Source organism: Candidatus Poriferisocius sp. (assembly GCF_965214065.1).
In the GTDB taxonomy this organism is placed as follows: Bacteria; Actinomycetota; Acidimicrobiia; order Acidimicrobiales; family Bin134; genus Poriferisocius.
In genome coordinates this window covers 508,995-532,437 of sequence record NZ_CBDCAT010000027.1, presented here as the reverse complement: position 1 = coordinate 532,437, position 23,443 = coordinate 508,995, and the positions used below count along the sequence as shown (strand labels likewise).

The window sequence follows — 23,443 nt, the reverse complement described above, 5'->3', positions numbered from 1 at the left end:
CAGATTGGTAGGAACCCATGACCGTTTCTGCTTGGACCCAACCCCGTGTTGCCATCGTGACTGGTGGCGGTTCCGGCATCGGCGAGGCCATCAGTCGGCGGCTGGCCGCTGACGGTGCCGCTGTCGCCGTATTCGACCTCAACGGCCAATCGGCCGCCGAAACCGCTGCGACCATCGAGGATGCGGGCGGCACCGCCATCGCGGTGGCCTGCGACGTAGCTGATCGTGGGGCAATAGACGCGGGGGTCGCCGAGACCTCCGACAAGCTGGGAAGCCCGACGATTCTGATCAACAACGCCGGCATTACTCCCTTCGAGCGCTTTTTGGAGATCTCCCGGGAGTCGTTCGACCAGGTGATGGCCGTCAACCTGCGGGGCACCTTTGAGTTCTGCCAAGTGGTCATCCCCCACATGATTGAGGAGGGTTGGGGCCGCATCGTGAATATCTCTTCTTCAAGCGCACAGACCGGGAGTTTCGGCCAGACGCACTACTCGGCATCCAAGGCAGCAGTGATCGGTTTGACCAAGTCGCTGGCCCAAGAGTTCGGCCGCAAGGGCATCACCGTCAACGCCATTCCCCCCAGCTTCATCGAAACCCCCTCACTTCACCGGGCGGCGGATGGCGGCCAGCTAGGCGACGGAATCGATCAGCACATCCCCACCACCCCGGTGCGCCGAGTGGGCCAGCCCGATGACATCGCGGCGGCTTGCGCCTATCTGTGCCGCGACGACGCCAGCTATGTCACCGGCCAAACACTCGGCGTGAACGGCGGCCGGGTCATCGGCTGACCTCAAGGCCAAGCAGGGCAATAGCCTGAACCCGGCAGCAGCACGCTGCAAAAAGCACAGCCATGAACCTGCGACGACTCCTCAAGAGCCATTTGGCGCCCTACCGCCGGGCGATCGTGTTCGTGCTGGTACTTCAAGCCGGTCAAACCACCGCCGGCCTGTTGCTGCCCGGACTGAACGCCACCCTCATCGACGAGGGCGTACTCCTCGGCGATCAGGCTGTGATCTGGCGAATGGGCGCCATCATGTTGCTGGTCTCTTTCGTGCAGGTCGGTCTGCTGACCGGGGCAGTCTGGTACGGGTCAAAGGTGGCCATGGCGTTCGGCCGCGACGTGAGGCGTGATGTGTTCGACCGAGTCACGCGCTACTCAACCCGGGAGATCGGCCGATTCGGCACCCCGTCGCTCATCACCCGTATCACCAATGACACCCACCAGATCCAAACGTTGACGGCGATGGTGGCCACCATGATGATCACCGCCCCGCTGACCATGATCGTCGGCATCGTGCTCGCCGTTCGTGAAGACGCCGGGCTGTCGGTGCTGCTGTGGGTGGTCATCCCCCTCGAGATCATCGTCATGGGCTCGATCATCGCCGCCATGAACCCGGCATTCCGGAAGATGCAGGAGCGCATAGACCGGGTCAATGCCGTGCTGCGCGAGCAGATCACCGGGGTTCGGGTGGTGCGGGCCTTCACCCGCGAACCGGTGGAGAGCGCCCGATTCGCCGAAGCCAACGATCGCCTAACCGCCACATCGATGCGGGCGGCCCGGCTCATGGCCGCCACCTTTCCCGCGGTCACACTGCTGGTGAACCTGTCGAGCGTGGCCCTTTTGTGGATCGGCGCCGACCGCATTGAAGACGGATCGACCCAGATCGGGTCGCTGGTGGCCTACATCACCTATCTCCTCCAGATTCTCCTTGCCGTCACCATGGCCGCCTTCATGGTGTCGATGATTCCCCGGGCCGCGGTGGCCGCGGAGCGCATTGTCGAAGTGCTCGACACCGAATCGTCGGTGGTCCCACCGGCCAATCCCATTGGAGAGTTCCTCCGACCCGGGACCGTGGAGTTCCGCGGAGTCGGCTTCCGCTATCCCGGTGCAGAGCACGCCGTGCTCGACAACGTGGCGTTCACCGCCCTTCCGGGAGAGACCACCGCCATCATCGGGTCGACCGGATCGGGGAAGACGACGTTGTTGACTCTCGCCGCCCGCCTGGCCGATGCCAGCATCGGCGAGGTCTCTGTCGGCGGTGTGGATGTCCGCCGGCTCGACCAGACCCTTCTGTGGCAGACCATCGGCTACGTGCCCCAGCGGGCCTACCTGTTCAGCGGCACGGTGGCCTCCAATCTCCGATATGGACGCCCTGAGGCCACCGATGGCGAGCTGTGGGAGGCCCTGGAGGTCGCCCAAGCCGACGGATTCGTCCAGTCCATGCCCGACGGGCTGGCCAGCCCCATCAACCAAGGGGGCACCAACGTGTCCGGCGGCCAGCGCCAACGGCTGTCAATCGCCCGGGCCCTGGTGGCTCAACCAGCCGTCTATCTGTTCGACGACTCGTTCTCGGCCCTCGACCTCGCCACCGAGGATCGGCTCCGCCGGGCCCTCGAACCCCTCACCCGCAACGCGGCGGTGCTCGTGGTGGCCCAGCGCATCTCCACCATCGAGACCGCCGACCAGATCATCGTCCTCGAAGGAGGAATCGTGGTCGGCCAGGGGCGCCACGACGAACTGCTCAGCACCTGCCCCACCTACGCCGAGATTGTCTCCTCCCAGAGGGGAGGTGAGGCCGCATGAGCCAGGATGAACCGAACGACATCGTGCCCGGCGACGATCCCCGCACCGACGTGTCTGGAAAAGGCGAGCCCGACGACGAGCAAGCCGATCAAGAAGCCCTCCAGACGTTTGGGCGCGAGGCCATGCGCTACTCCGGCCGCATGGGCGCGCCTATGCCCGCGGAGGCCACCCGCAACTTCCGGGGCACCGTTCGCCAGCTAGCCAAGATCACCGGGCGGGAAACACCGGTGCTGATCCTGGTGATCGTGCTGGCGGTGATGAGCGTGAGCCTCACCGTTATCGGTCCCTGGCTCCTCGGCGGGGCAACCGACATCATCGTGAGCGGGGTTCGCGAGAGCAGCATCGACACCAGCCGGCTCCGGGATCGGCTGTTCACCATTGCCGGGGTGTTCGGGGCGGCGTGGGTATTCGGCTATTCCCAGACGTACCTGCTCACCGGAGCGCTCCAACGCTCGATGTTCCGCCTGCGGGAGACGATCGAGGCCAAGCTCCACCGCCTTCCCCTGTCCTATGTCGATCAACACGCCCGGGGAGACCTGCTGAGCCGGGTGACCAACGACATCGACAACCTCACCCAGAGCCTCCAACAGACCATCAACCAAATCCTCACCTCGCTGTTGACCCTGATAGGGGTGACGGTGATGATGCTGACGGTGTCGCCGCTGCTGGCTCTGGTGGCATTCGTGACTGTGCCGCTGTCGTTGATGGCCACCCGCACATTTGCCCACCGGGCTCGGCCCCGGTTCCTCCGCCAGTGGCGGACCACCGGCACCCTCAACGCCCAGGCCGAGGACGTGGTGAGCGGACACGCCATCGTCACCGCCTTCGGCCGCCAAGACCAAGAGCGTCGGCGCTTCGAAACCGAAAACGACCAGCTCTACGACGCCAGCCGCTCGGCCCAATTCCTGTCGTCCACCATGCAGCCGGTGATGATGCTGATGGGCAATCTCCAGTTCGTGGCCGTCGCGGTGGTCGGCGGGCTGCGCATATCCAGCGGGGCCATCACCATCGGCGACATGCAGGCCATGATCCAATACACCCGGCAGTTCGCCATACCGATCCAGTCGCTGGCCTCGATGGCCGCCACCTTCCAGTCGGGCATCGCATCGCTGGAGCGGGTGGTGGAGCTGCTCGAGGTCGACGAGATTAGCCCCGACCCCGAACCGATGCCCCAACCCCCGCCCACTGCCGGGCGGGTTGAGTTCGACGATGTCCACTTCGCCTACGAACCCGAAAAGCCCCTGATAACCGGGCTTGATCTCACCGCCGAGCCGGGCCAGACGGTGGCAATCGTGGGCCCGACTGGGGCGGGCAAGACCACACTGGTCAACCTGCTGTTGCGGTTCTACGAGCTGGACGGCGGGCGGATCATCCTCGACGGGCGCGACATCACTTCGCTGCCCCGCCGCGAGCTGCGCTCCAAGTTCGGCATGGTGCTCCAAGACACCTGGCTGTTCGGCGACACCATCTGGGAGAACCTCCGCTACGGCAACCCCGACGCCACCGACGCCCAGATTCTCGAAGCCGCCCGGGTCACCTATGTCGACCGCTTCGTCCACTCGCTGCCCGACGGATTCGACACCGTCATCAACGACGAGGGCGACAACATCTCCGCGGGCCAAAAGCAGCTCCTCACCATCGCCCGGGCCTTCCTCGCCGACCCGGCCATTTTGATCCTGGACGAGGCCACCTCATCGGTGGACACCCGCACCGAGGTGCTGATCCAAGAGGCCATGAACGCGCTGCGAGCCGACCGCACCAGTTTTGTCATCGCCCACCGCCTCTCCACCATCCGCGGCGCCGACACCATCGTGGTGATGGACGGCGGCCATATAGCCGAACAAGGCTCCCACGATGAGCTCTTGGCCCGCGGCGGCCCCTATGCCGAGCTCCACGCCGCCCAATTCGCCGGCGAAGCCACCTGAACGGCGATCTGGCTCCAAAGACGGAGTCAAATGGCGGAGGGGGTGGGATTCGAACCCACGGTGACTTGCGCCACACACGCTTTCCAAGCGTGCCGATTCGGCCGCTCTCGCACCCCTCCGGGAGCCAAAAAACTACCGCAACCCGACGGGCAGACCTGAACCGATTGCCGCTATCCTGTGTGCATCCGGGCGGTTTGCCCGGTTTGGAATGTGATGGTCGGGTCCTGTGCAACGCCAGCCCGTGAACCGAGTCAGGGCCGGGAGGCAGCAGCTCTCAGCGGATCCTGGCGTGTGCCGCAGACCGCCTGGCCATCACTTTCGAGACCGGGTCGCCACACCGGCCTGAAACTTGCTGCCTGCCTGGGCCTAGTTGTCGCTCAGCCTGAGTAAAGTCGGCGCAATGGCTCACCAGGCACTGTACCGACGCTACCGACCGGGTTGCTTCGCTGAATTGCGCGGGCAAGAACCCGTGGTTCGAGCCCTTCAGAACGCCGTCCAGCAGGGGCGCGTCGGCCATGCCTACTTGTTCAGCGGCCCACGGGGCACGGGCAAGACCAGCACCGCCCGCATCCTGGCCAAGGCCCTCAACTGCACCGATCTGGGCCCCGACGGCGAGCCCTGCGGTGAGTGCCAGTCGTGCCTCGACGTCGCCAACAACACCTCCTACGACCTCATCGAGCTTGACGCCGCGTCCAACAACAAGGTGGACGACATCCGCGACCTCATTTCCCGGGTGGCTATGGGCTCGCCCGGCAAGGCCAAGGTGTACGTGCTGGACGAGGTCCACATGCTTACTCCCGGTGCGGAGAACGCCCTGTTGAAGACGCTCGAAGAACCCCCCGACCACGTGGTGTTCGTGCTGTGCACCACGGAGCCCCACAAGGTGGTGCCCACCATCCGCAGCCGCACCCAGCATCTGGAGTTCAACCTCATCGACGGCGACGTGCTGGCCGACCACGCCCGATGGGTGATCGAGCAGGCCGAACTGGAGGTAGATGACGACGCCATCGACCACGCGGTACACCGGGGGGCCGGGTCGGCTCGGGACACCCTGTCGGCTCTCGACCAGATCGCCGCAGCCGGCGGGGTGGCCGACCGGCTAGAAGAGGTCAACGCCATCGTCGAGGCCTTGGGAAGCCGCGACTACGGCCCCGCTCTCGTGGCCGTACACGAGACGCTGCGATCAGGATGGGAGCCGAGGATCGTCGGCGAAGCCCTGCTTGACCGCCTGCGCAACGCCTTTTTGTGCGCTATGGGCGCCGATTTGGGTTACCTCACCGATGCCCAGCAAGCAGACGCCCGGGCCGCCGCCGATCAGATCCCACCGGCCGGGCTCACCCGAGCTCTCGAGGTACTGGGAACCGCTCTGGTCGACATGCGCCAAGCCCCCGACCCTCGGGTGGACTTGGAAGTGGCCCTGGCCCGGCTGACCCGCCGCGATCTTGACACAGACGTCAACGCGCTGCTGGAGCGCATCGAACGCCTGGAGCGGAGCGGTATTCGTGCGCAGGCCGATTCGGCCGGTGACTCCAGACCGCCGGGACCCGATGCGGTCTCGTTTGCCTCCCGGCAGGCCGACCCTCCGACCGGCGGGCATGAGCGGGCCCGAGCCGCTGTCGCCCAAATGCAAGCCCGGTCGGCAGAAGCTGAAGGCCGCGTCCCGACTGCCCCCGATCCCGCTGAGGACGGTCCCGCCCCCAGCTCCGAAGCCGATACTCCTCAGGCTAAAGAACGGGCCCCGCGGCCCACACTGGGGGCCATGCGTGCGCAAAGGATGCCCACCGAGGGTTCGTCGGATATTCCCCCAACCCCAGAGGCAGTTTCCACGGCCATGCCCGGTGCCGCCCCAGTGGAGGACGGCGCGTCGCTACCCAGCCGCGAGGAGATGGTTTTGGCCTGGGGAGACACCATATTGGCCAATCTCCCGAACAAGGTCCGGGTTCGATTTCAAGCCGGCCGATTCTTAGCCAACGATGCCAACAGCGTGGTGTTCGCCCTCCCCAACCAGATCCACCTGAGCCGCTGTGAGGAGACACTCGACGAAGTCGACAACGCCCTTCGCCAGCACTTCGGCCGGGCTGTGCCGCTAAGGCTGACCATCGACGACGACAGCACTGCCCCGCCCCCTGATCTTCAGCCGACATCCTCCCTCACCACTCCGGCCGACGATGATGAGCACGAGGCCATCGATCCCAACGAACTCATGGACGAGGAAACCGTTGCCCAGGAGGCCATCTCCAACCTCATGGCCGCTTTCCCTGACTCCGAGCTGGTTTCCTTCGATCCGCCCACCGCCTCCGGCCAACAGGGATAACCGGGCCCCGCGTGAGCAGCGTCTACTCCGCCCCGGTCCAGGAATTGATCGACGAGCTGGGACGCCTGCCTGGCATTGGTCCCAAGTCGGCCCAGCGCATCGCCTTCCATCTCCTGAAACTGTCCGAGCTGGACGCACTACGGCTGGCTGATGCCATCAAGGAGGCCAAAGCCAGAATCCAGTTCTGCCAGCGGTGCTTCAACATCAGCGAGCACTCCGAATGCGAGCTATGTTCCGATCATCGGCGCGACCCGGCCATCTTGTGCGTGGTGGAGGAGCCCCGCGACATCGTGGCCCTAGAGAAGACCCGGGAGTTCCGAGGCCGATACCACGTGCTGGGCGGCGCCATAAACCCCATCGAAGGCATCGGACCCGATCAGCTCCGCATCAAGGAGCTGTTAGTCCGCATCGACGACGAGAACGTCACCGAGGTCATCTGCTGCACCAACCCCAACATCGAGGGGGAGGCCACCGCCATGTACCTGGCCCGGCTCATCGAGCCGCTGGGTGTGGCCGTTACCCGAATCGCCAGCGGCCTGCCGGTGGGTGGCGACTTGGAATATGCCGACGAACTCACCCTCAGCCGGGCATTGGAGGGACGCCAGCGGATCTCCGCCAGCTGACCCACCTGGACCTCATTAAGCAAGACACCGCCTCAGCGAGTCGGACGGGGGGCAATGGAACCGACGCACATGAGGCGGTGCTTGTTTGTTGCAGTTATATTACGAAGATGACGAAACAAAGTCAAGTAATTGCCGAACTGTAACAATCACACCTGAACTAGCAGCGCATCGCCCTGGCCTCCGCCCCCACACAACGCGGCAGCTCCCACACCGCCTCCCCGGCGGCGCAGCTCGTGCAACAACGTGAGCACAATGCGGCTCCCACTGGCTCCAATGGGATGGCCCAAGGCGATGGCTCCGCCGTTCACGTTCACCACGTCGTCGGAAATCCCCAGATCGGCCATCGATGCCAGAGCGACGGCAGCGAATGCCTCGTTGATCTCGAACAGATCCACGGCGCCCAGGCTCAGGTCAGCCGACTTGAGCGCTTGGAAGATGGCCCGAGAAGGCTGGGTGAGCAGCGATGGATCAGGCCCGGCCACCTGTCCGTAGCCAACATAGGACCCCAGCGGCGTCACGCCGAGCTGTTCGGCCCGCTCCCGGCTGGCCACCACCAGTGCACTGGCTCCGTCGGAGATCTGCGAAGCGTTACCCGCGGTGATGTTCCCCGACTCGGCGAACGCCGGACGGAGCCGGCCCAGCGACTCGGCGGTGGCGTCCGACCTCACCCCCTCGTCGGCCGATACCGGCACCGGATCGCCCCGGCGCTGGGGTACCTCTACCGTAACCAGCTCATCGTCGAACAATCCCGCAGCCGCCGCGGTCCCGGCTCGGTGGTGAGATTGAGCTGAGAACGCATCCTGGGGCTCGCGGGGCAACCCGCTCGATGCCGCGTACTTCTCGGTTCCTGTACCCATCGCACAGTGGTCGAAGGCGCAAAACAGCCCGTCATACATCATGGAGTCCACCAGGTCGCCGTCGCCCAGGCGGTATCCGTCCCGGGCACGGGTGAGCAGGTAGGGGGCCTTGGTCATGGACTCCATCCCCCCGGCCACCACTATCTCGGCATCGCCCGCCGAGATCATCTGGTGGGCCAGATAAACGGTGTTGATGCCCGACAAGCACACCTTGTTAACCGTGGTGGCCGGCACTGTCATGGGGATGCCCGCCCCCACCGCAGCCTGCCGGGCGGTGGCCTGACCCTCCCCGGCCAGCAGCACCTGCCCCATGAATACGTAGTCCACTTGCTCGGGGGCCACCCCTGCCCGATCTAACGCAGCCTGAATGGCCAGTGCGCCCAGCTCGGTCCCCCGAAACGACGCCAGTCCCCCCGACATCTTCCCGATGGGTGTGCGTGCCCCACCCAAAATCACCGTCTCGCTCATTGCCTTCCCTTTGTCCATTCACCAACGCCGCCCAACAGGATACGGTCAGGATGTGCGGATCCACCTGGTTGACGGGACATATGAGCTGTTCCGCTATCACTTCTCACCCGGCAACCGCGACCCGGAGCGGGGCGCAGCCCGAGGAGTGATCCACAGCATGCTCCAACTGGTCGACGACGGGGCCACCCACATCGGAGTGGCCACCGACCAGGTGATCGAGTCATTCCGCAACCGATTGTGGCCCGGCTACAAAACCGGCGAGGGAGTGGCACCCGAGCTGATGTCCCAGTTCCCCCTGGTAGAAGAGGCTTTGGCCGCGGCCGGATTCTGTGTGTGGCCCATGGTCGAGTACGAGGCCGACGACGCCATGGGGGCGGCCGCCCGCAAGGCCGTGCTCGATCCGAGCGTGGAGCAGGTGCTGATCTGCACTCCCGACAAAGACCTAGCCCAATGCGTTACCGCCGATGGGCGCATTGTGCAGTATGACCGCCGCCAACAAAGGCTCATCGACCACGAGGGAGTGGTGGACAAATTCGGCGTGCTCCCCGAATCCATTCCCGACTACTTAGCCCTGGTGGGCGACACCGCCGACGGCTTCCCCGGGCTGCCCGGCTGGGGGGCCCGATCCACCGCGGCAGTGCTGTCCCACTACGTCCACCTGGAGAATATCCCCGACGCGGTCGGCCAGTGGGAGGTGAGCGTGCGGGGCTCGGCCAAGCTAGCCGCTACATTGGCCGAGAACCGGGAGCTGGCCATGCTCTTCCGGGAGGTGGCCACCATCGCCAACGAGGCTCCCACCTTTGGCCGCCTCAACGAGCTGGCCTGGGTCGGCCCCACGGCCGAATTCCCCGCGTTGATGGGCAGAATGGGGGGCGAGCACCTTATTGAGCGGGCCGAGAAATCAAGGGCCCGGATCGGGCAAGGCTGAAAGGAACAACCACCCATGCGCACCGCGGTTACCGAGACGTTCGACATCGAGTTTCCCATCATGGCCTTCACCCACTGCCGCGACGTGGCCGCCGAGGTCAGCCGGGCCGGCGGGCTGGGAGTGCTGGGCGTTGTCGGACACACCGACGAAGATCTGGACACCGATCTGACTTGGATCCGGGAGCAGGTGGGCGACCGGCCCTTCGGGGTCGATCTCATCGTTCCCGCCCGGTACGAGGGCGCCGACCAGGGAGGGCTGGACACCGAACAAGTGAAGGCGCTCATCCCCGAGGAACATCAGCAGTTCCTCGACGAATTGCTCGACCGCTACGACGTGCCCCCACTGCCCGACGACGACGGTCCGACTCAGAACTGGGGTCCGGCAGCCCCACTCTCCAGTCGCCGTGCCAATCGCCAGCTGGAGATCGCCCTGGCCCACGAGCCCGCCTTGGTGGCCAACGCGCTCGGCCCGCCGCCCCCGGAGATGATCGCCCAGAGCCACGCCGCCGGGGCCAAGGTGGGTGCCTTGGCCGGCCGGGCCGTCCACGCCGAGCGCCATGTCGCGGCCGGCGTCGATCTCATCATCGCCCAGGGATACGAAGCCGGCGGCCACACCGGGGAGATCGGCTCGATGGTGCTCATACCCGAGGTGGTGGACGCGGTGGCCCCCGTACCGGTACTAGGGGCCGGGGGCATCGGCCGCGGCCGCCAGATGGCTGCGGCCATGGCATTGGGCGCTCAGGGAGTGTGGTGCGGATCGGTGTGGCTGGCCACCGAGGAAGCCGAGACCAGCCCGGCGGTCAAGCAGAAGTTCCTCGCTGCCGCATCATCGGACACCGAGCGATCCCGCACCCTCACCGGCAAACCGGCCCGGATGCTGCGCTCTGCGTGGACCGAGGAGTGGAACCGGGACGACACCCCCGACCCGCTGCCCATGCCCTTGCAGGTCATCTTGACCGGCGAGGCCCGTCGCCGCATCGACCGAATGTCCCACCATCTCGAAGGCGGCGCCCATAAACTGGCCAACTATTTCGTTGGTCAAATCGTCGGCACCATGAACCAAGTCCTCCCCACCCGACAGGTGGTTTACAACCTCGTCGAAGAATTCATCGAGGCAGTCGAGTCGCTGACAACTCAACTCGACGACGGGTAGAGCAACTCCAAAGCCTCGTCAATCGACGTCGCCCGCCGAATAATCCCCGCTTTGCTCTGCTTCACAAAGCCAACCTCGACGAGTCGACCGTGAAATCCAGCCAGCGGCTCCCAAAACCCGTCGTCGTCCAGCAGCACAACCGGTTTGTGCCGCCCGCCCTTATGCAAACCCAACTGGGTCCAGGTGGCCGCCTCGAACAGCTCCTCCATAGTCCCCAACCCGCCCGGCAGGGCGCAGAACCCATCGGACAGCGAGTACATGAGCTGCTTACGCTCGTGCATATCGTCCACCAGGTGGAGTTCGGTCAAGCCCTGGTGGGCTACCTCAATCTCGTCCAAGAAATTCGGGATCACCCCGATCACCTCGCCCCCCGCGCCCATAACTGCGTCGGCCATGACCCCCATCAAACCCACCCGCCCCCCACCAAACACCACCCCAATCCCCTCATCAGCCAACCGCCGCCCCAAATCAGCCGCCAGCGAGGAGTAACCCGGTTCAGTCCCCAACGATGAGCTGCAAAACACCGCGACCCGCCGCTGCTCCCGACCTGACTCCAAAGTCATCAAAGCGAGGTTATCTGTACACCTCCACAAATAAACAAAAGAAGTCGGTGAGCCCAACATAGGCGGGGCGGTGGGTGGCCCGGCTCAGGGCGCCCGCCGCCCGCAGCTCTGCGAGGACGGCGGGCTGGGCCGGGACAGGCCCCGCCGCCCCGCCGGAGGATGGTTAATCCACACCCGCCAAACACGACACGCTCAATAACGCCAAGCCCAAGTAGCCTGTCTCGACAATGGCCGAGCACTCGATGAAGGATCGACTCAACGACTTGGAGCGCCGCAAGCACGAGGCCCTCCATGCCGGACCGCAGCGGGCCGTGGACCGCCAGCACGACAAGGGCAAGATGCTGGCCCGGGAGCGCATCGAGTACCTCCTCGACAACGGCTCCTTCCACGAGCTCGACATGCTGGCCCGCCATCGAGCCCTGGACAGTGGCATCGAGGAACGCCCGTACACCGATGGCGTGATAACCGGTTGGGGCACCATCGACGGCCAGAAGGTGTTTCTTTTCGCCCAGGATTTCACCGTGTTCGGCGGGGCACTGGGGGAGGTGTTTGCCGAGAAGATCCACAAGGTGATGGATCTGGCCCTGTCGGTGGGTGCGCCCATGATCGGCCTCAACGACGGCGCTGGCGCCCGCATCCAGGAGGGGGTGGTATCGCTCGACTCCTACGGCGGCATCTTCCACCGCAACGTCAAGTCTTCCGGCGTCATCCCCCAGATCAGCGTGATACTGGGCCCGTGCGCGGGCGGGGCGGTGTACAGCCCAGCCATGACCGATTTCGTGTTCATGGTGGCCGAGAAGTCGCACATGTTCATCACCGGCCCCGACGTAGTGAAGACGGTAACCGGCGAGCAGGTGACCCTGGAGGATCTGGGTGGCGCCCGCTCGCACTCCACCAAGTCGGGAGTGGCCACCTTCGTGGGCGAGACCGAAGAGGAGGTGCTGGACGAGGTCCGCTTCCTGGTCAGCCACCTGCCGGCCAACAATCTCGAAGAGCCCCCCCACGTTGAAGCTTCCGACGATCCCGAGCGGCTAGTCCCCGAGCTGCGGGACATCATGCCCGACAGCCCCAATTTGCCCTACGACATGCGCAAGGTGATTGGTGCCGTGGTGGACGACGGGGAATTCATGGAGTACCACGCCCACTGGGCCCAGTCGATCGTGTGCGGCTTTGCCCGTTTGAACGGCCATACAGTCGGCGTGGTGGGCAACCAGCCGATGGTGCTGGCCGGGGTGCTCGACATCGAGTCGTCGTCCAAAGCGGCCCGCTTCGTGCGGACTTGCGATGCCTTCAATATCCCGCTGCTGACCTTTGTAGACGTACCCGGATTTCTTCCCGGAGTCGATCAGGAACACGGTGGCATCATCCGCCACGGGGCCAAGCTGCTGTACGCCTACTGCGAGGCCACCGTGCCCCGCATCCAGGTCATTACCCGGAAGGCCTACGGCGGAGCCTATGTGGTGATGGACTCCAAGTCGGTGGGATCCGATCTGTCGTTCGCCTGGCCGGGGGCCGAGCTGGCCGTCATGGGCCCGCAGGGGGCGGTGGAGATCATCTACCGCCGCGAGCTCCAGTCGGCTGCCGATCCTGTAGCTCGGCGGGCCGAGTTGGTGGACGATTACACCGAGCGCTACGCCAATCCCTATATCGCCGCTGAGCGGGGCTACATCGACGACGTGATCGACCCCGCCGACACCCGCCGTCTGGTGATCGCCGGATTCGAGATGCTCCGCTCCAAGCGGGAGGAACTGCTGCCCCGCAAGCACGGGGTTATCCCGCTTTAGTTGTCCCCGAATACATGAGCATCATCCAGATCACTCCTCAGCCAACCGAAGCCGAGGTGGCTGCCATTTTGGCGGCCCATGAAGCTCTTTGGCCCCGTCCCACAACTGACGAGCCTCCCGCTCTTCCCGCTCCCCGCTGGCGGTTCAGCGGGCGCTGGTGGACAGCACCGGCCGCAACCCGCCGCAAGCAACAAGGACTGCAACGATGACCGCCGATCCCGACCGCCACCGGACGCCCGAGGAGTTGGAGGCCGCCCTCGACCACATCCGCCAAGCCCCCGCCGACCACGGCACTCTCGAGTTGATCGTGCGCCGCCCGGCGGTGGACGAGCGGGAGGTGTTGGACACCGGGATGCTCAACCTGGACGAGGGCTTGGAAGGCGACACTTGGAACCAGCGGGGCTCAAGCAAGACCCCCGACGGCAGCCCACTGATTGACGCCCAAATCAACATCATGAACGCTCGCGCAGCTGCCGCGGTGGCCGGGCCCATCGAACGATGGGCCCTAGCCGGAGACCAGCTCTATGTCGATCTCGACATCAGCTTGGAAAACCTCCCTGCTGGTACTCAACTCGCCATCGGCGAAGCGGTCCTTGAAGTCACTGCCGAACCCCACACGGGTTGCGGCAAATTCTCCGGCCGATTCGGCCTCGACGCCCTCCGCTTCGTCAACTCCCCCACCGGTCGAGCCCTCAACCTACGCGGCATCAACGCCAAAGTCATCCACTCCGGCACAATCCACAAGGGTGACGCCGTAACTCTGTTGGCCTAACGGGGCCACGGCGCCGACGGCTGCTTCACCGCTGACTTCAGTCGCTCCAAGTATTCGCTCCGCGGAATCTCCACCGCCCCCAAGCTCCGCAGATGATCCGTCGCCCACTGCACATCCAACAGCCGGGCAGCACCGCCGTGATTCAACCTCCCTACCAGCGACACAAGCGCCACCTTCGACGCGTCGCGGTCTACATGGAACATCGACTCCCCTGCGAACAGCCCTCCGATCGACACCCCGTACAGACCGCCCACCAGTTCCCCGTCCTCCGACCACGCCTCCACGCTGTGGGCCCACCCCAGCCGGTGCAGCCGCACATAGGCATCCCGGATGTCCGGCGAGATCCATCCATGAGGGCGCTCAATCGTCCGGCAGGCGTCGACCACGTCGGCAAAGGCCACGTCGGCGGTGATTCGGTAGCGGCGCAGCGAACGGCGCAGCGAACGGGTGATCCGAAGATGGTCTAGAGGAATCACCCCTCGGGGATCAGGCGACCACCATCCCAGTTTGTCGGTTCGGCCCAATGGCATGGGAAACATGCCGGCCCGGTAGGCGGCCAGCAGCGTGCCGGGGGCCAAATCGGCCCCCACCGCCACCAATCCGTGCTCGTCAGCCAACTCCGCAGGGGGAAACTCCCACTGGCTGGGCTCGGGGACAAGCCTCACCCCCATACTCTGCCCCACCCGAAGAGACCGGGCTGCGGGACTAGCCGGATTCTTCGATGGTGACCGAATTGACGATCACCTGGGGATCAGGCCCACCACCCAGCCGGTTATTGCGCTGGTCGACGTGGCTGGCCAAAATAGCCTCGGCCACCGCCAGGCTGTTGGTGTCCATCTGGCCGAACACCACGTAAGTGCCCTGGTTGTTGAGCAGGGCGGTGTTCTCGTTCACCGCTAAGAAGAACTGGGCGCTGGCGCTGTTGGGCGCCGCGGTGCGGGCCATCACGATCTGACCCGGCTCATAGGCGAACCCCGAGCCCTCGTCGGGGATTGTGTACCCCGGGCCGGGATCAGACGGGGAGTTCGTGTGGGGCGCCCCGCCCTGGATGATGCCGATGCTCGGATCAGTCCGGAATAACAGCGTGTTGTCGTAGTAGTGATATCGGGCCAATACCGCGAAGTTGTTGGCCGTGATCGGCGTGTTGGCCACGTCGAGGTCGATCCGCATCTCGCCCGCGGTGGTGTCGAACACCGCGGTGTATTGCTTGGACACGTCCAGGCACATGGGGTGGGGACCGTCGAAATCCAGAACCTGGGGTCCCGAACCGTCTGCTGGCGGACATCCGCTCAAATCAATGCTCCCTTCAGGGGTGAGGTCGGAGGATTGTATGTCGATTGAGTTGACGATGACCGATTCCACCGGCCGGCCGCCGAAGGCGGTGTCGGGGTTGTCGACGTGGCTGTTGAGGATGGTCCGGATCAAACCCAGGCTGTTGTCCTCGGTCTCGCCCAGGATCGTAAGGCCGGAAACCGCTTGGGAAGGCTGAAACTCGTCCCGGGCCAAGAACAGGAACTGTCCGGTTGAACTGCCCTCGGCCGACCACAGAAGCTGACCAGCCTCGTAGTCAACCGACTCGCCCGGCGTCACCGTGAATCCCGGGCCAGGATCGTCGGCGGAGTTGGTGTGGGGCGATCCGCCCTGAATGTACCCGCCCACGTTGTCGGTGTAGAAGATGACCGTTCCGTCGTAGTACCCGTCATCGGCCAAGACCGCGAAAGCGTTCGCCGCCGCCGGTGCCAGCCCTTGGTCGAGCCTCACCCGGATTACCCCGAGGCTGGTATTGAATACCGCCGAATATCGAAGTTCAGGATCAAGGAATTGATCTGGGGCCGCTTCGTATGTCCGCTCACTGCCGGGATCTGGAGGGGGAGGAAGATCGGGAAACACCAAATCCTCGTCGACAACCGGGGCACTTTCATCGTCGCCGCCTCGAGCCCATAACCAGAGAATCACCACAGCCACCACAATCGCTGCGGTGATCAGTGCGACCCGCGCTCCTCGAGAGCGAATCCGACCGCGGACTGCGGTTACTTTAGCCCGCTGCTGGGCCACCTCCCGACGATCGCGCTGCCGTTGCCTCTTGCTCGTGGCCATCGACTGAAACTTAGCGGCCCCAAAAACTCGCAATACAACCACCGAAGTACCCATCTGAGGCCGGTAGCGTTTTATGTCGTGGCCTTAGTGGTGCAGAAGTTCGGCGGGACGTCGGTAGCCAACGCCGACCGTATCCGCGAGGTGGCCGACCATGTGCGCCGCACGCGAAGCCGGGGCGATCACGTTGTGCTGGTGATCAGCGCCATGGGCAAGGAGACCGACGAGCTGCTGGCGCTGGCCTCGGCGGTGTCCGACACCCAGCCGGGCCGAGAATTGGACATGCTCATCACCGCGGGGGAGCGCAAGGCCTGCGCCCTAGTTTGCATGGCTCTCCATGATTTGGGAGTGCCCGCCGACTCCTTCACCGGCAGCCAGGCCGGTTTCGTCACCGACACCAATCACGGCAACGCCAAGATCCTGGAAATCACCCCCGGCCGGGTTCAAGCCGCGCTGGAGGCCAACCGGGTGCCGGTGGTGGCTGGGTCGCAGGGGGTGAGCACCGAGAACGACGTGACATTCTTGGGCCGGGGCGGCTCCGACACCACGGCGGTTGCGCTGGCCCACACCTTGGGCGCAGACGCCTGTGAGCTGTACACCGACGTGTCCGGGGTGTTCACCACCGATCCCCGGGTGTGCGCCGACGCCCGCAAGCTACCCAGCATTTCCTTTGACGAACTGCTGGAGATGACCGCGGTGGGCTGTCCCAAGCCGGCGATGCGATCCGTCGAGGTGGCCCAAAACTACGGCGTCAAGCTACACATCCGATCCGCATTCACCTGGGAGCAGGGAACCTGGGTGATCAAAGAGGAGCCATCCATGGAGCAACCCATCATCCGATCAGTCACCCCCGATACTTCCGAGGCCAAGATCACCGTGACCGGGGTGGCCGACCGCCCCGGCGTGGCGGCGGCCATGTTCCGTCAGCTGGCCGACGCCGGCGTGAACGTGGACATGATCGTGCAGAATGCCTCTGAGCGCGGCATCACCGACATCTCCTTCACTGTGCCCGACGGTGATGTCAACACGGCCGCCGACATCACCAAGGCAGTGGCCACCGAAATCGGGGCCACCGGAGTGACCGCCGACCGGGACATCGCCCGAATCAGCCTGGTGGGTGCGGGGATGAAGTCGCACCCCGGTGTTGCCGCCACCATGTTCGAAACCCTGTCAGAGAACCAGGTCAACATCGAGATGATCTCTACGTCTCCCATCCGCATCAGCTGCGTGATCCGCCAAGAACATGCTGACAAGGCCACTCAAGCACTACACGAGGCGTTCGGCCTGTCCCGATAACGGCATCAGTTTTCCGAGGTACCGAAAGTAGGCTTGTCGCCGTGAGAGTCGCGGTTGTCGGTGCCACCGGCCAGGTTGGCGGGGTGATGCGCCGCCTGTTGGATGAGCGCAATTTCCCGATTGACGAGCTTCGGGTGCTGGCCTCGGCCCGTTCCGCGAGCCGCACCATGTCGTGGCGAGATCAAGATCTGGTGGTAGAGGATGCCGCCACCGCCGACTACCGAGGGGTGGACATCGCCCTGTTCTCCGCCGGCGGGGGCACCTCCCGAGAGTTGGCCCCCCGGGTGGCCGAAGCCGGAGCCACCGTGGTTGACAATTCCTCGGCGTGGCGGATGGACCCCGACGTGCCCCTCGTTGTGCCCGAGGTAAATGCCCATGCCCTGACCAGCATTCCCAAGGGCATCGTGGCCAATCCCAACTGCACCACCATGGTGGCCATGCCGGTGCTCAAGCCACTGGCTGTTGAGGCCGGGTTGCGCCGCATGGTGATCTCCTCGTATCAGGCAGTGTCCGGCGGTGGATTGTCCGGGGTGGCTGAGCTGGACGAACAGGTGCGCAAAGTGGCCGACGATGCCATAGGCCTCACCCACGACGGCCAAGCAGTCTCATTTCCCTCGGCATCGGTTTTTGCCGCTCCCATCGCTTTCAACGTGGTCCCCGAATGCGGCTCTTGGATTGACGACGACTCTGGCGAGACCTCCGAAGAGCGCAAGCTGGTGGAGGAAAGCCGAAAGATCCTGGAACTCCCCGATCTGGCGGTGAGCGCCACCTGCGTGCGAGTGCCGGTGTTCACCGGCCATTGCCTGGCCATCAACGCCGAATTCGACCACCCCATCAGTCCTGAGCGGGCCAGCGGATTGCTGTCGTCCGCTCCCGGCGTGGTGGTCGACAACGTCCCCACCCCGTTGGCCTCCGCCGGCATCGATACCACCCTGGTCGGCCGTATACGCGTCGATCCCACCGTTCAGCACGGCCTGTCCCTCTTCGTGGCCGGCGACAATCTCCGCAAAGGCGCCGCCCTAAACGCCATCCAAATCGCTGAGGCACTCCTCTCTCCTTCTTCTAGCTGAGCGCCTCAACCTAGGCGTGGTGGGGGGTGGCCCGACTCAGGGCGCCCGCCGCCCGCAGCTCTGCGAGGACGGCGGGCTGGGCCGGGACAGGACCCGCCACCACACCGGAGGATGGTAAACCCAAGACCGCAACTACCGTGGCGGATCATCCCGATAACGCAACGCCGCTTCTTCCAAGCTCAACCCCAACTGGTTGGCTAACGACGCCAACCAGGCCAGCACATCGCCCAACTCATGCAGCCGCTCTGCATCGTCGCCCTTGCGCACCGCCTGGGCCAGCTCTCCCAGCTCCTCACACAACCACGCCACGGTTGCGGGGATGCCCCGCTCCCGGTCCTGGGGACCGTACAGGTCGTCCATGAGCTGTTGGAAAGCGGCGATCTCCATTGCGGCTCTGTTTACTCGATTGGAGGACCGATCACCGTGACCCGGTGCATCCGATTCAGAGGCGGTAACCACCGTCCACGCTGATCACTTGTCCGGTGATGCCACTGCCGGCGTCTGAGGCCAACAGAACAGCCATCGGAGCCAGCTCCTCAGGCTCCAAGATCCGGCGCTGGGCGCTGTCGGCATGGGCGTCGGCTTCGGCTTGCGTTGCGGTGATTCCCTTGGCCGAGGCCAAGCGCTCGAAGTCCACCAGCGCCGTGTTGGTCCACCCCGGGCAGAGGCAGTTCACGGTGATCCCATAGGGGGCAGCCGACATCGCCAATTGCTTGGTGAGGCCCACCAGGCCGTGTTTGGCCGCGGTGTAGGCCACGCTGGCCGCGGCCCTTTTTGATGCACCGGAGCCGATGTTGATGATGCGACCATGCCCCTGCTCGCGCATGGGCGAAAGCGCCTCCTGGGTGGTCCAAAAGGCGGAAATCAGGTTCAGCCGCAATGTCCCCATGAACGCCTCGGCGTCTCCTGAGAACGGATCGTGGTTTCCCCCCGACGAGCCCCCCACGTTGTTGACCAACACATCGACGCGCCCGAACTGAGCCATTGCCGCCCGCACCGGCGATCGGGCATCATCTTCGTCAGCCGCATCCGCCACCACCGCCAGCCCCTGGCTGCCCGTGCCTTCAATCTCGGCAACAACCGCATCAAGCTGCTCTCGGGTGCGAGACGACACCACCACAGTGGCTCCCTCGTTGGCCATCCCCACCGCAATGGCCCGGCCGATCCCCCGACCACCGCCGGTGACCACCCCCACTCGACCTTCGAGAACCCCCCGATCTGTGCCCGACATGCCGCGCCGTGCTACCCAAACGAGATGACTCGATGGGCCAGCTTCCAGCCGTCCTCGGTGCGCACCAGGCGATCGTGGTATGTCCCGAACAGCGCAATCGAAGGCTCGGCGGCGGTGTTCGCCCAGAACTGCCAGTAGGAGTCGGAGACAGCCTCTTCGCCATCCACCGCCACCGCCTGGGTGGTGATCACATGGCGAGTGTTGCTCCCCGGCCCAACCGTCCCCGCTGCTCGACGCTCTATGGCCCCTGCCAGGAGGTTCTCCCGCCCCTGAAGCTCACCCCCCGGCATATCCCACCGAGCGTCGTCCGTGAACAAATCCACGTACTCCTCCAAGTCCCCCCCATCCGACAACATCGCCAGTCGAGCCACAACATTTCGTACCGCCAACTCATCACTCATGCCGAGAGACTAACTTCGACCCATGCACGATCTCGTCATCCGCGCCGGCACAATTGTCGACGGCACTGGCCAACCCGGTCACACCGCCGACATCGCCATCAACAAGGGCACCATCACAGAGGTCGGGACCAACCTCTCCAAAGGCCACCAAGAACTCGATGCCGATGGTCTCCTCGTCACCCCCGGCTTTGTCGATATTCATACCCATTACGACGGGCAGGTCTCCTGGGATCCCGACATGACTCCCTCGGTATGGCACGGCGTGACCTCCGTGGTGATGGGCAACTGCGGCGTGGGCTTCGCCCCGGTGCGCCCCGGCTCCGAGGAATGGCTTATTGGCCTGATGGAAGGAGTAGAGGACATCCCCGGCGCGGCTCTCGCCGAGGGAATCGAGTGGGAATGGGAGAGCTTCCCCGAATACCTGGACGCCGTTGAGCGCAAGCCCCGCACCATCGACGTGGCCGCCCAAGTGCCCCACGGTGCGCTACGGGCCTACGTCATGGGTGAGCGGGGTGCCGACCACAACAATCATCCCACCCCCGCCGAGATCACCAAGATGGCCCTACTGGCCGCCGAAGGAGTGGCCGCCGGGGCGGTGGGTTTCACCACCAGCCGTACCATCAACCACAGGACCAAAGACGGTGAGCACACTCCCAGCCTCACCGCCGGCGCAGCCGAGCTGTGGGCCATCGCCGAGGCAGTGGGGCAAACCGGCAAGGGCGTGTTCGAGATGGTGGGCGACTGGGGTAATCTGGATGCCGAGTTCGACCTGATGGCCGAGATGGCCCGAGTAAGCGGCCGTCCGCTATCCATGACCGTTACCGTCCCCGACAGCCGTCCCGACCTGGGCCGCCAGCTGCTGGACCGCATCACCCAGGCCGATGCGGCCGGCATCCCCCTCCGAGCACAGGTGGCTAGCCGACCGGTGGGCGTGCTCGTGGGCCTCCAATCCACCTACCACGCGCTCCTCTCGTGCCCCAGCTACCGCCAGCTCTCCGCTCTCGACCTTCTTGAGCGGGTGGCCCGTTTACGCCTACCCGAGGTGAGGGAACGCCTGGTGGCCGAGCTGGCCGCCCAGCCCGTCCATACCTTCAATCGACTTGACAATCTCTTCCCGATGGGCGAATTCCCCGATTACGAGCCCTCCCCCGATGCCAGCGTGGCGGCAGACGCCGCCCGACGGGGGGTCGACCCCCACGAGGCCCTTTACGACGCCTTGTTGGCCCGCGATGGCACCGAGCTGCTCTATGTGCCGGTGATGAACTACGGCGACGGCGACTTCGAGCTCACCAAAGAGATGCTCGCCCACCCACTCAGCGTCCCGGGACTGGGTGACGCCGGGGCTCACGTCGGGTTCTTATGCGACGGCAGCATGCCCAGCTTCCTGCTCTCGCACTGGGGCCGCAACCGGACGCGAGGTGAAACCCTCCCGGTGGAGCAGCTCATCAAGTGGCAGTGTGCCGACACCGCGGCTTTGGTTGGCTTCGACGATCGGGGCACGCTGGCGGCCGGTCAGCGGGCCGACATCAATCTCATAGACTTCGACCAGCTCAAACTGCGAGCCCCTGAGATGGTGTTCGACCTTCCCGCTGGCGGCCGGAGGCTGACACAGCGGGCCGACGGCTTTGTCGCCACCCTGGTCGCCGGACAAACAGTGCTGGCTGACGGTGAGCTGACCGGTGCCCTACCCGGCCAACTGATCAGGAGTTGACCTACCCTCAAAGCGCGAGAAACTCCCATTTTCCTTGAAAGTGACCGCTCATACCTGATACTTGCACTCCCAACTATTGGACTTCCTTGCTAGGATTCCCCCATGGTCGAGTCAATGTCGGGAATCCCACTCGACCCCTTCTACGGCGATGAGTTGAAGCCAGGTGAGTACCCCTACACCCGGGGGCTTTACTCCACCGGTTACCGCAGCAAGTTGTGGACCATGCGCATGTTCGCCGGGTTCGGCACCGCCACCGACACCAATGCCCGCTTTCACGCCCTGCTTCGAGCCGGAGGAACGGGGCTGTCCACGGCGTTCGACATGCCCACTCTCATGGGCCGCGACTCCGATCACGAGTGGGCTATCGGCGAGGTGGGCCGAGCCGGAGTGGCCGTGGACACCCTGGCCGACATGGAAGACCTGTTTGCGGGCATCGAATTGGACAAGGTGACCACCTCGATGACCATCAACGGGCCAGCCGCCATTGCCATGGCTATGTATGTCGCAGTGGCCGAGAAAAACGGCGTGGGCCGGGCCAACCTCGGCGGCACCATTCAGAACGACATCTTGAAGGAGTACCAAGCCCAAAAGGAGTACATCTTCCCGCCCCGCCCATCGGTGCGGCTGGTTACCGACCTGATCCGGTTCACCACCGCGGAGATGCCCCGATGGCACCCGGTCTCCATTTCCGGCTACCACATCCGTGAGGCCGGCTCAACCGCCGCACAAGAGCTGGCCTTCACTCTGGCCAATGGCTTCGCCTATGTGGAGGCCGCCGTTGCCGCCGGGCTGGAGGTGGACGACTTTGCCCCCCGCCTTTCGTTCTTCTTCAATGCCCACAGCGACTTCTTCGAGGAAATCGGCAAGTACCGGGCCGCCCGCCGCATCTGGGCCACGTGGATGAGAGACCGCTACGGCGCCACCAACCCCAAGTCGCTGATGTGCCGGTTCCACACCCAAACCGCGGGGGTCTCCCTCACCGCCCAGCAGCCGGAGAACAACATCGCCCGGGTGGCCATCCAGGCCCTTTCTGCGGTGTTGGGCGGCACACAGAGCCTGCACACCGATTCCTACGATGAAGCCCTGGCCCTGCCCACCGAGAAAGCGGCCCGAATCGCCCTCCGCACTCAGCAGATTGTGGCTCACGAGACCGGGGCCGCCTCGGTGGTAGACCCGCTGGGCGGCGCCCCCTTCGTGGAATGGATCACCGACGAGATGGAGCGCCAAGCCGACGAGATCTTCGACCACATCGACCAACTCGGCAACGGCTCCATGCTGGAAGGGGTCTACGCCGGCATCGAAGACGGGTATTTCGTGGGCGAGATCGCTGATGCCGCCTACCGCTACGAGCGCGAAGTGAACACCGGACAGCGAATCATCGTGGGGGTCAACAAGTTCACCGAGGACGACGACGAGGAGGCCAGCCTTCTGTCCATCGGCCACGAAACCGAGGAAATGCAGCTCAAGCGCCTGGAGAAAGTTCGCGGCGAACGAGATGACGACGCCGTCAGGGCTTCTCTTGCCGCACTGGTCGAAGCCGCCGGGCAGCCCGACTTGAACCTAATGCCCCCCATCATCGAGGCGGTGCGAACCTATGCCACCGAGGGCGAGATTGTCGCCGCTTTGGAGACGGTGTTCGGCACCTATGTGGAGAACGCGGTGGTGTAACC

Annotated in this window: 21 protein-coding genes, 1 tRNA gene and 1 other RNA gene; 15 read left to right on the top strand and 8 right to left on the bottom strand. The window is 64.8% G+C overall.

Going from position 1 to position 23,443, the window contains the following annotated elements:
- Positions 1-17 precede the first annotated feature (17 nt).
- From ACOOGG_RS08815 to ACOOGG_RS08805, 3 genes are all read left to right on the top strand, one after another.
- On the top strand, positions 18-788 hold the full coding sequence (locus tag ACOOGG_RS08815; protein ID WP_420434349.1) for an SDR family NAD(P)-dependent oxidoreductase: 771 nt from the start codon (positions 18-20) through the stop codon (positions 786-788).
- Positions 789-850: 62 nt separating this feature from the next.
- Positions 851-2,584, top strand: coding sequence for an ABC transporter ATP-binding protein (locus ACOOGG_RS08810; RefSeq protein ID WP_420434347.1), 1,734 nt, complete (start codon positions 851-853; stop codon positions 2,582-2,584).
- A complete protein-coding gene (locus ACOOGG_RS08805) occupies positions 2,581-4,509 on the top strand; it encodes an ABC transporter ATP-binding protein (protein ID WP_420434345.1) in 1,929 nt (642 codons plus the stop codon). The genes ACOOGG_RS08810 and ACOOGG_RS08805 overlap by 4 nt, the downstream gene beginning before the upstream one ends.
- A 31-nt stretch (positions 4,510-4,540) precedes the next feature.
- Here the strand turns inward: ACOOGG_RS08805 and ACOOGG_RS08800 are convergent.
- Positions 4,541-4,628 (bottom strand) — tRNA-Ser (locus ACOOGG_RS08800).
- Between the two features lie 96 nt (positions 4,629-4,724).
- Here ACOOGG_RS08800 and ffs point away from each other — a divergent pair.
- From ffs to recR, 3 genes are all read left to right on the top strand, one after another.
- An RNA gene (gene ffs, locus ACOOGG_RS08795) (signal recognition particle sRNA small type) lies at positions 4,725-4,823 on the top strand.
- Positions 4,824-4,909: 86 nt separating this feature from the next.
- Positions 4,910-6,823, top strand: coding sequence for a DNA polymerase III subunit gamma/tau (gene dnaX, locus ACOOGG_RS08790; RefSeq protein WP_420434343.1), 1,914 nt, complete (start codon positions 4,910-4,912; stop codon positions 6,821-6,823).
- 11 nt (positions 6,824-6,834) lie between these two features.
- The gene (gene recR / locus ACOOGG_RS08785) at positions 6,835-7,446 is read left to right on the top strand and encodes a recombination mediator RecR (RefSeq protein WP_420434341.1); all 612 of its coding nucleotides are present in this window, start codon (positions 6,835-6,837) and stop codon (positions 7,444-7,446) included.
- Between the two features lie 146 nt (positions 7,447-7,592).
- Here recR and ACOOGG_RS08780 read toward each other — a convergent pair whose 3' ends face one another.
- Complete coding sequence (locus ACOOGG_RS08780; protein WP_420434339.1) at positions 7,593-8,771, bottom strand: acetyl-CoA C-acetyltransferase; 1,179 nt, start codon at positions 8,769-8,771, stop codon at positions 7,593-7,595.
- Positions 8,772-8,823: 52 nt separating this feature from the next.
- Here ACOOGG_RS08780 and ACOOGG_RS08775 point away from each other — a divergent pair, with 52 nt between their 5' ends.
- Positions 8,824-9,699 carry a 5'-3' exonuclease gene (locus ACOOGG_RS08775; RefSeq protein ID WP_420434337.1) on the top strand — a complete coding sequence of 292 codons (876 nt, stop codon included), beginning with the start codon at positions 8,824-8,826 and terminating at the stop codon, positions 9,697-9,699.
- A gap of 15 nt (positions 9,700-9,714) precedes the next feature.
- Complete coding sequence (locus ACOOGG_RS08770) at positions 9,715-10,851, top strand: nitronate monooxygenase (RefSeq protein ID WP_420434335.1); 1,137 nt, start codon at positions 9,715-9,717, stop codon at positions 10,849-10,851.
- On the opposite strand, the gene ACOOGG_RS08765 is transcribed toward ACOOGG_RS08770, so the two are convergent.
- Entirely contained in the window at positions 10,833-11,414 is a 582-nt protein-coding gene (locus tag ACOOGG_RS08765) for a TIGR00730 family Rossman fold protein (protein ID WP_420434333.1), read from the bottom strand. The two genes, ACOOGG_RS08770 and ACOOGG_RS08765, sit on opposite strands and share 19 nt — an antisense overlap.
- 242 nt (positions 11,415-11,656) lie before the next feature.
- On the opposite strand from ACOOGG_RS08765, the gene ACOOGG_RS08760 reads away from it, so the two are divergent.
- Genes ACOOGG_RS08760 through ACOOGG_RS08750 form a run of 3 tightly spaced genes read left to right on the top strand, consistent with a single transcriptional unit; the run spans position 11,657 to position 13,970 of the window.
- Positions 11,657-13,198 carry an acyl-CoA carboxylase subunit beta gene (locus ACOOGG_RS08760; protein ID WP_420435188.1) on the top strand — a complete coding sequence of 514 codons (1,542 nt, stop codon included), beginning with the start codon at positions 11,657-11,659 and terminating at the stop codon, positions 13,196-13,198.
- 14 nt (positions 13,199-13,212) lie between these two features.
- Positions 13,213-13,407 (top strand): hypothetical protein, encoded by a 195-nt coding sequence (locus tag ACOOGG_RS08755; RefSeq protein WP_420434331.1) that lies wholly within the window; start codon positions 13,213-13,215, stop codon positions 13,405-13,407.
- Complete coding sequence (locus ACOOGG_RS08750) at positions 13,404-13,970, top strand: MOSC domain-containing protein (RefSeq protein WP_420434329.1); 567 nt, start codon at positions 13,404-13,406, stop codon at positions 13,968-13,970. Before ACOOGG_RS08755 ends, ACOOGG_RS08750 begins: the two co-directional genes overlap by 4 nt.
- Here ACOOGG_RS08750 and aat read toward each other — a convergent pair.
- Together aat and ACOOGG_RS08740 are read right to left on the bottom strand one after the other, a co-directional pair.
- Positions 13,967-14,641: a leucyl/phenylalanyl-tRNA--protein transferase gene (aat, locus tag ACOOGG_RS08745; RefSeq protein ID WP_420434327.1), complete on the bottom strand. Its 675-nt coding sequence runs from the start codon at positions 14,639-14,641 to the stop codon at positions 13,967-13,969. The two genes, ACOOGG_RS08750 and aat, sit on opposite strands and share 4 nt — an antisense overlap.
- 34 nt (positions 14,642-14,675) lie before the next feature.
- Positions 14,676-16,067 (bottom strand): peptidylprolyl isomerase, encoded by a 1,392-nt coding sequence (locus ACOOGG_RS08740; protein WP_420434325.1) that lies wholly within the window; start codon positions 16,065-16,067, stop codon positions 14,676-14,678.
- 78 nt (positions 16,068-16,145) lie between these two features.
- On the opposite strand from ACOOGG_RS08740, the gene ACOOGG_RS08735 reads away from it, so the two are divergent.
- Entirely contained in the window at positions 16,146-17,360 is a 1,215-nt protein-coding gene (locus tag ACOOGG_RS08735; protein ID WP_420434323.1) for an aspartate kinase, read from the top strand.
- A gap of 41 nt (positions 17,361-17,401) precedes the next feature.
- Complete coding sequence (locus ACOOGG_RS08730; RefSeq protein ID WP_420434321.1) at positions 17,402-18,430, top strand: aspartate-semialdehyde dehydrogenase; 1,029 nt, start codon at positions 17,402-17,404, stop codon at positions 18,428-18,430.
- Between the two features lie 132 nt (positions 18,431-18,562).
- On the opposite strand, the gene ACOOGG_RS08725 is transcribed toward ACOOGG_RS08730, so the two are convergent.
- The 3 genes from ACOOGG_RS08725 to ACOOGG_RS08715 are packed head-to-tail and all read right to left on the bottom strand — an operon-like array spanning position 18,563 to position 20,062.
- Positions 18,563-18,817, bottom strand: coding sequence for a MazG nucleotide pyrophosphohydrolase domain-containing protein (locus ACOOGG_RS08725; RefSeq protein WP_419924566.1), 255 nt, complete (start codon positions 18,815-18,817; stop codon positions 18,563-18,565).
- A 55-nt stretch (positions 18,818-18,872) separates the two neighbouring features.
- On the bottom strand, positions 18,873-19,661 hold the full coding sequence (locus ACOOGG_RS08720) for an SDR family NAD(P)-dependent oxidoreductase (RefSeq protein WP_420434319.1): 789 nt from the start codon (positions 19,659-19,661) through the stop codon (positions 18,873-18,875).
- A gap of 11 nt (positions 19,662-19,672) precedes the next feature.
- The gene (locus ACOOGG_RS08715) at positions 19,673-20,062 is read right to left on the bottom strand and encodes a nuclear transport factor 2 family protein (RefSeq protein ID WP_420434317.1); all 390 of its coding nucleotides are present in this window, start codon (positions 20,060-20,062) and stop codon (positions 19,673-19,675) included.
- A gap of 22 nt (positions 20,063-20,084) precedes the next feature.
- Here ACOOGG_RS08715 and ACOOGG_RS08710 point away from each other — a divergent pair, with 22 nt between their 5' ends.
- Complete coding sequence (locus ACOOGG_RS08710) at positions 20,085-21,773, top strand: N-acyl-D-amino-acid deacylase family protein (RefSeq protein ID WP_420434315.1); 1,689 nt, start codon at positions 20,085-20,087, stop codon at positions 21,771-21,773.
- Positions 21,774-21,875: 102 nt separating this feature from the next.
- Entirely contained in the window at positions 21,876-23,441 is a 1,566-nt protein-coding gene (locus ACOOGG_RS08705) for an acyl-CoA mutase large subunit family protein (RefSeq protein WP_420434313.1), read from the top strand.
- Positions 23,442-23,443 lie beyond the last annotated feature (2 nt).

Coding starts and splice junctions, on each gene's coding strand:
- ACOOGG_RS08755 (WP_420434331.1), top strand. CDS start 13,213: ATGAGCATCATCCAGATCACTCCTCAGCCAACCGAAGCCGAGGTGGCT.
- dnaX (WP_420434343.1), top strand. CDS start 4,910: ATGGCTCACCAGGCACTGTACCGACGCTACCGACCGGGTTGCTTCGCT.
- ACOOGG_RS08780 (WP_420434339.1), bottom strand. CDS start 8,771: ATGAGCGAGACGGTGATTTTGGGTGGGGCACGCACACCCATCGGGAAG.
- ACOOGG_RS08760 (WP_420435188.1), top strand. CDS start 11,657: ATGAAGGATCGACTCAACGACTTGGAGCGCCGCAAGCACGAGGCCCTC.
- ACOOGG_RS08720 (WP_420434319.1), bottom strand. CDS start 19,661: ATGTCGGGCACAGATCGGGGGGTTCTCGAAGGTCGAGTGGGGGTGGTC.
- ACOOGG_RS08740 (WP_420434325.1), bottom strand. CDS start 16,067: ATGGCCACGAGCAAGAGGCAACGGCAGCGCGATCGTCGGGAGGTGGCC.
- ACOOGG_RS08810 (WP_420434347.1), top strand. CDS start 851: ATGAACCTGCGACGACTCCTCAAGAGCCATTTGGCGCCCTACCGCCGG.
- ACOOGG_RS08750 (WP_420434329.1), top strand. CDS start 13,404: ATGACCGCCGATCCCGACCGCCACCGGACGCCCGAGGAGTTGGAGGCC.
- aat (WP_420434327.1), bottom strand. CDS start 14,641: ATGGGGGTGAGGCTTGTCCCCGAGCCCAGCCAGTGGGAGTTTCCCCCT.
- ACOOGG_RS08725 (WP_419924566.1), bottom strand. CDS start 18,817: ATGGAGATCGCCGCTTTCCAACAGCTCATGGACGACCTGTACGGTCCC.
- ACOOGG_RS08710 (WP_420434315.1), top strand. CDS start 20,085: ATGCACGATCTCGTCATCCGCGCCGGCACAATTGTCGACGGCACTGGC.
- ACOOGG_RS08815 (WP_420434349.1), top strand. CDS start 18: ATGACCGTTTCTGCTTGGACCCAACCCCGTGTTGCCATCGTGACTGGT.
- ACOOGG_RS08805 (WP_420434345.1), top strand. CDS start 2,581: ATGAGCCAGGATGAACCGAACGACATCGTGCCCGGCGACGATCCCCGC.
- ACOOGG_RS08770 (WP_420434335.1), top strand. CDS start 9,715: ATGCGCACCGCGGTTACCGAGACGTTCGACATCGAGTTTCCCATCATG.
- ACOOGG_RS08765 (WP_420434333.1), bottom strand. CDS start 11,414: ATGACTTTGGAGTCAGGTCGGGAGCAGCGGCGGGTCGCGGTGTTTTGC.
- ACOOGG_RS08705 (WP_420434313.1), top strand. CDS start 21,876: ATGGTCGAGTCAATGTCGGGAATCCCACTCGACCCCTTCTACGGCGAT.
- ACOOGG_RS08715 (WP_420434317.1), bottom strand. CDS start 20,062: ATGAGTGATGAGTTGGCGGTACGAAATGTTGTGGCTCGACTGGCGATG.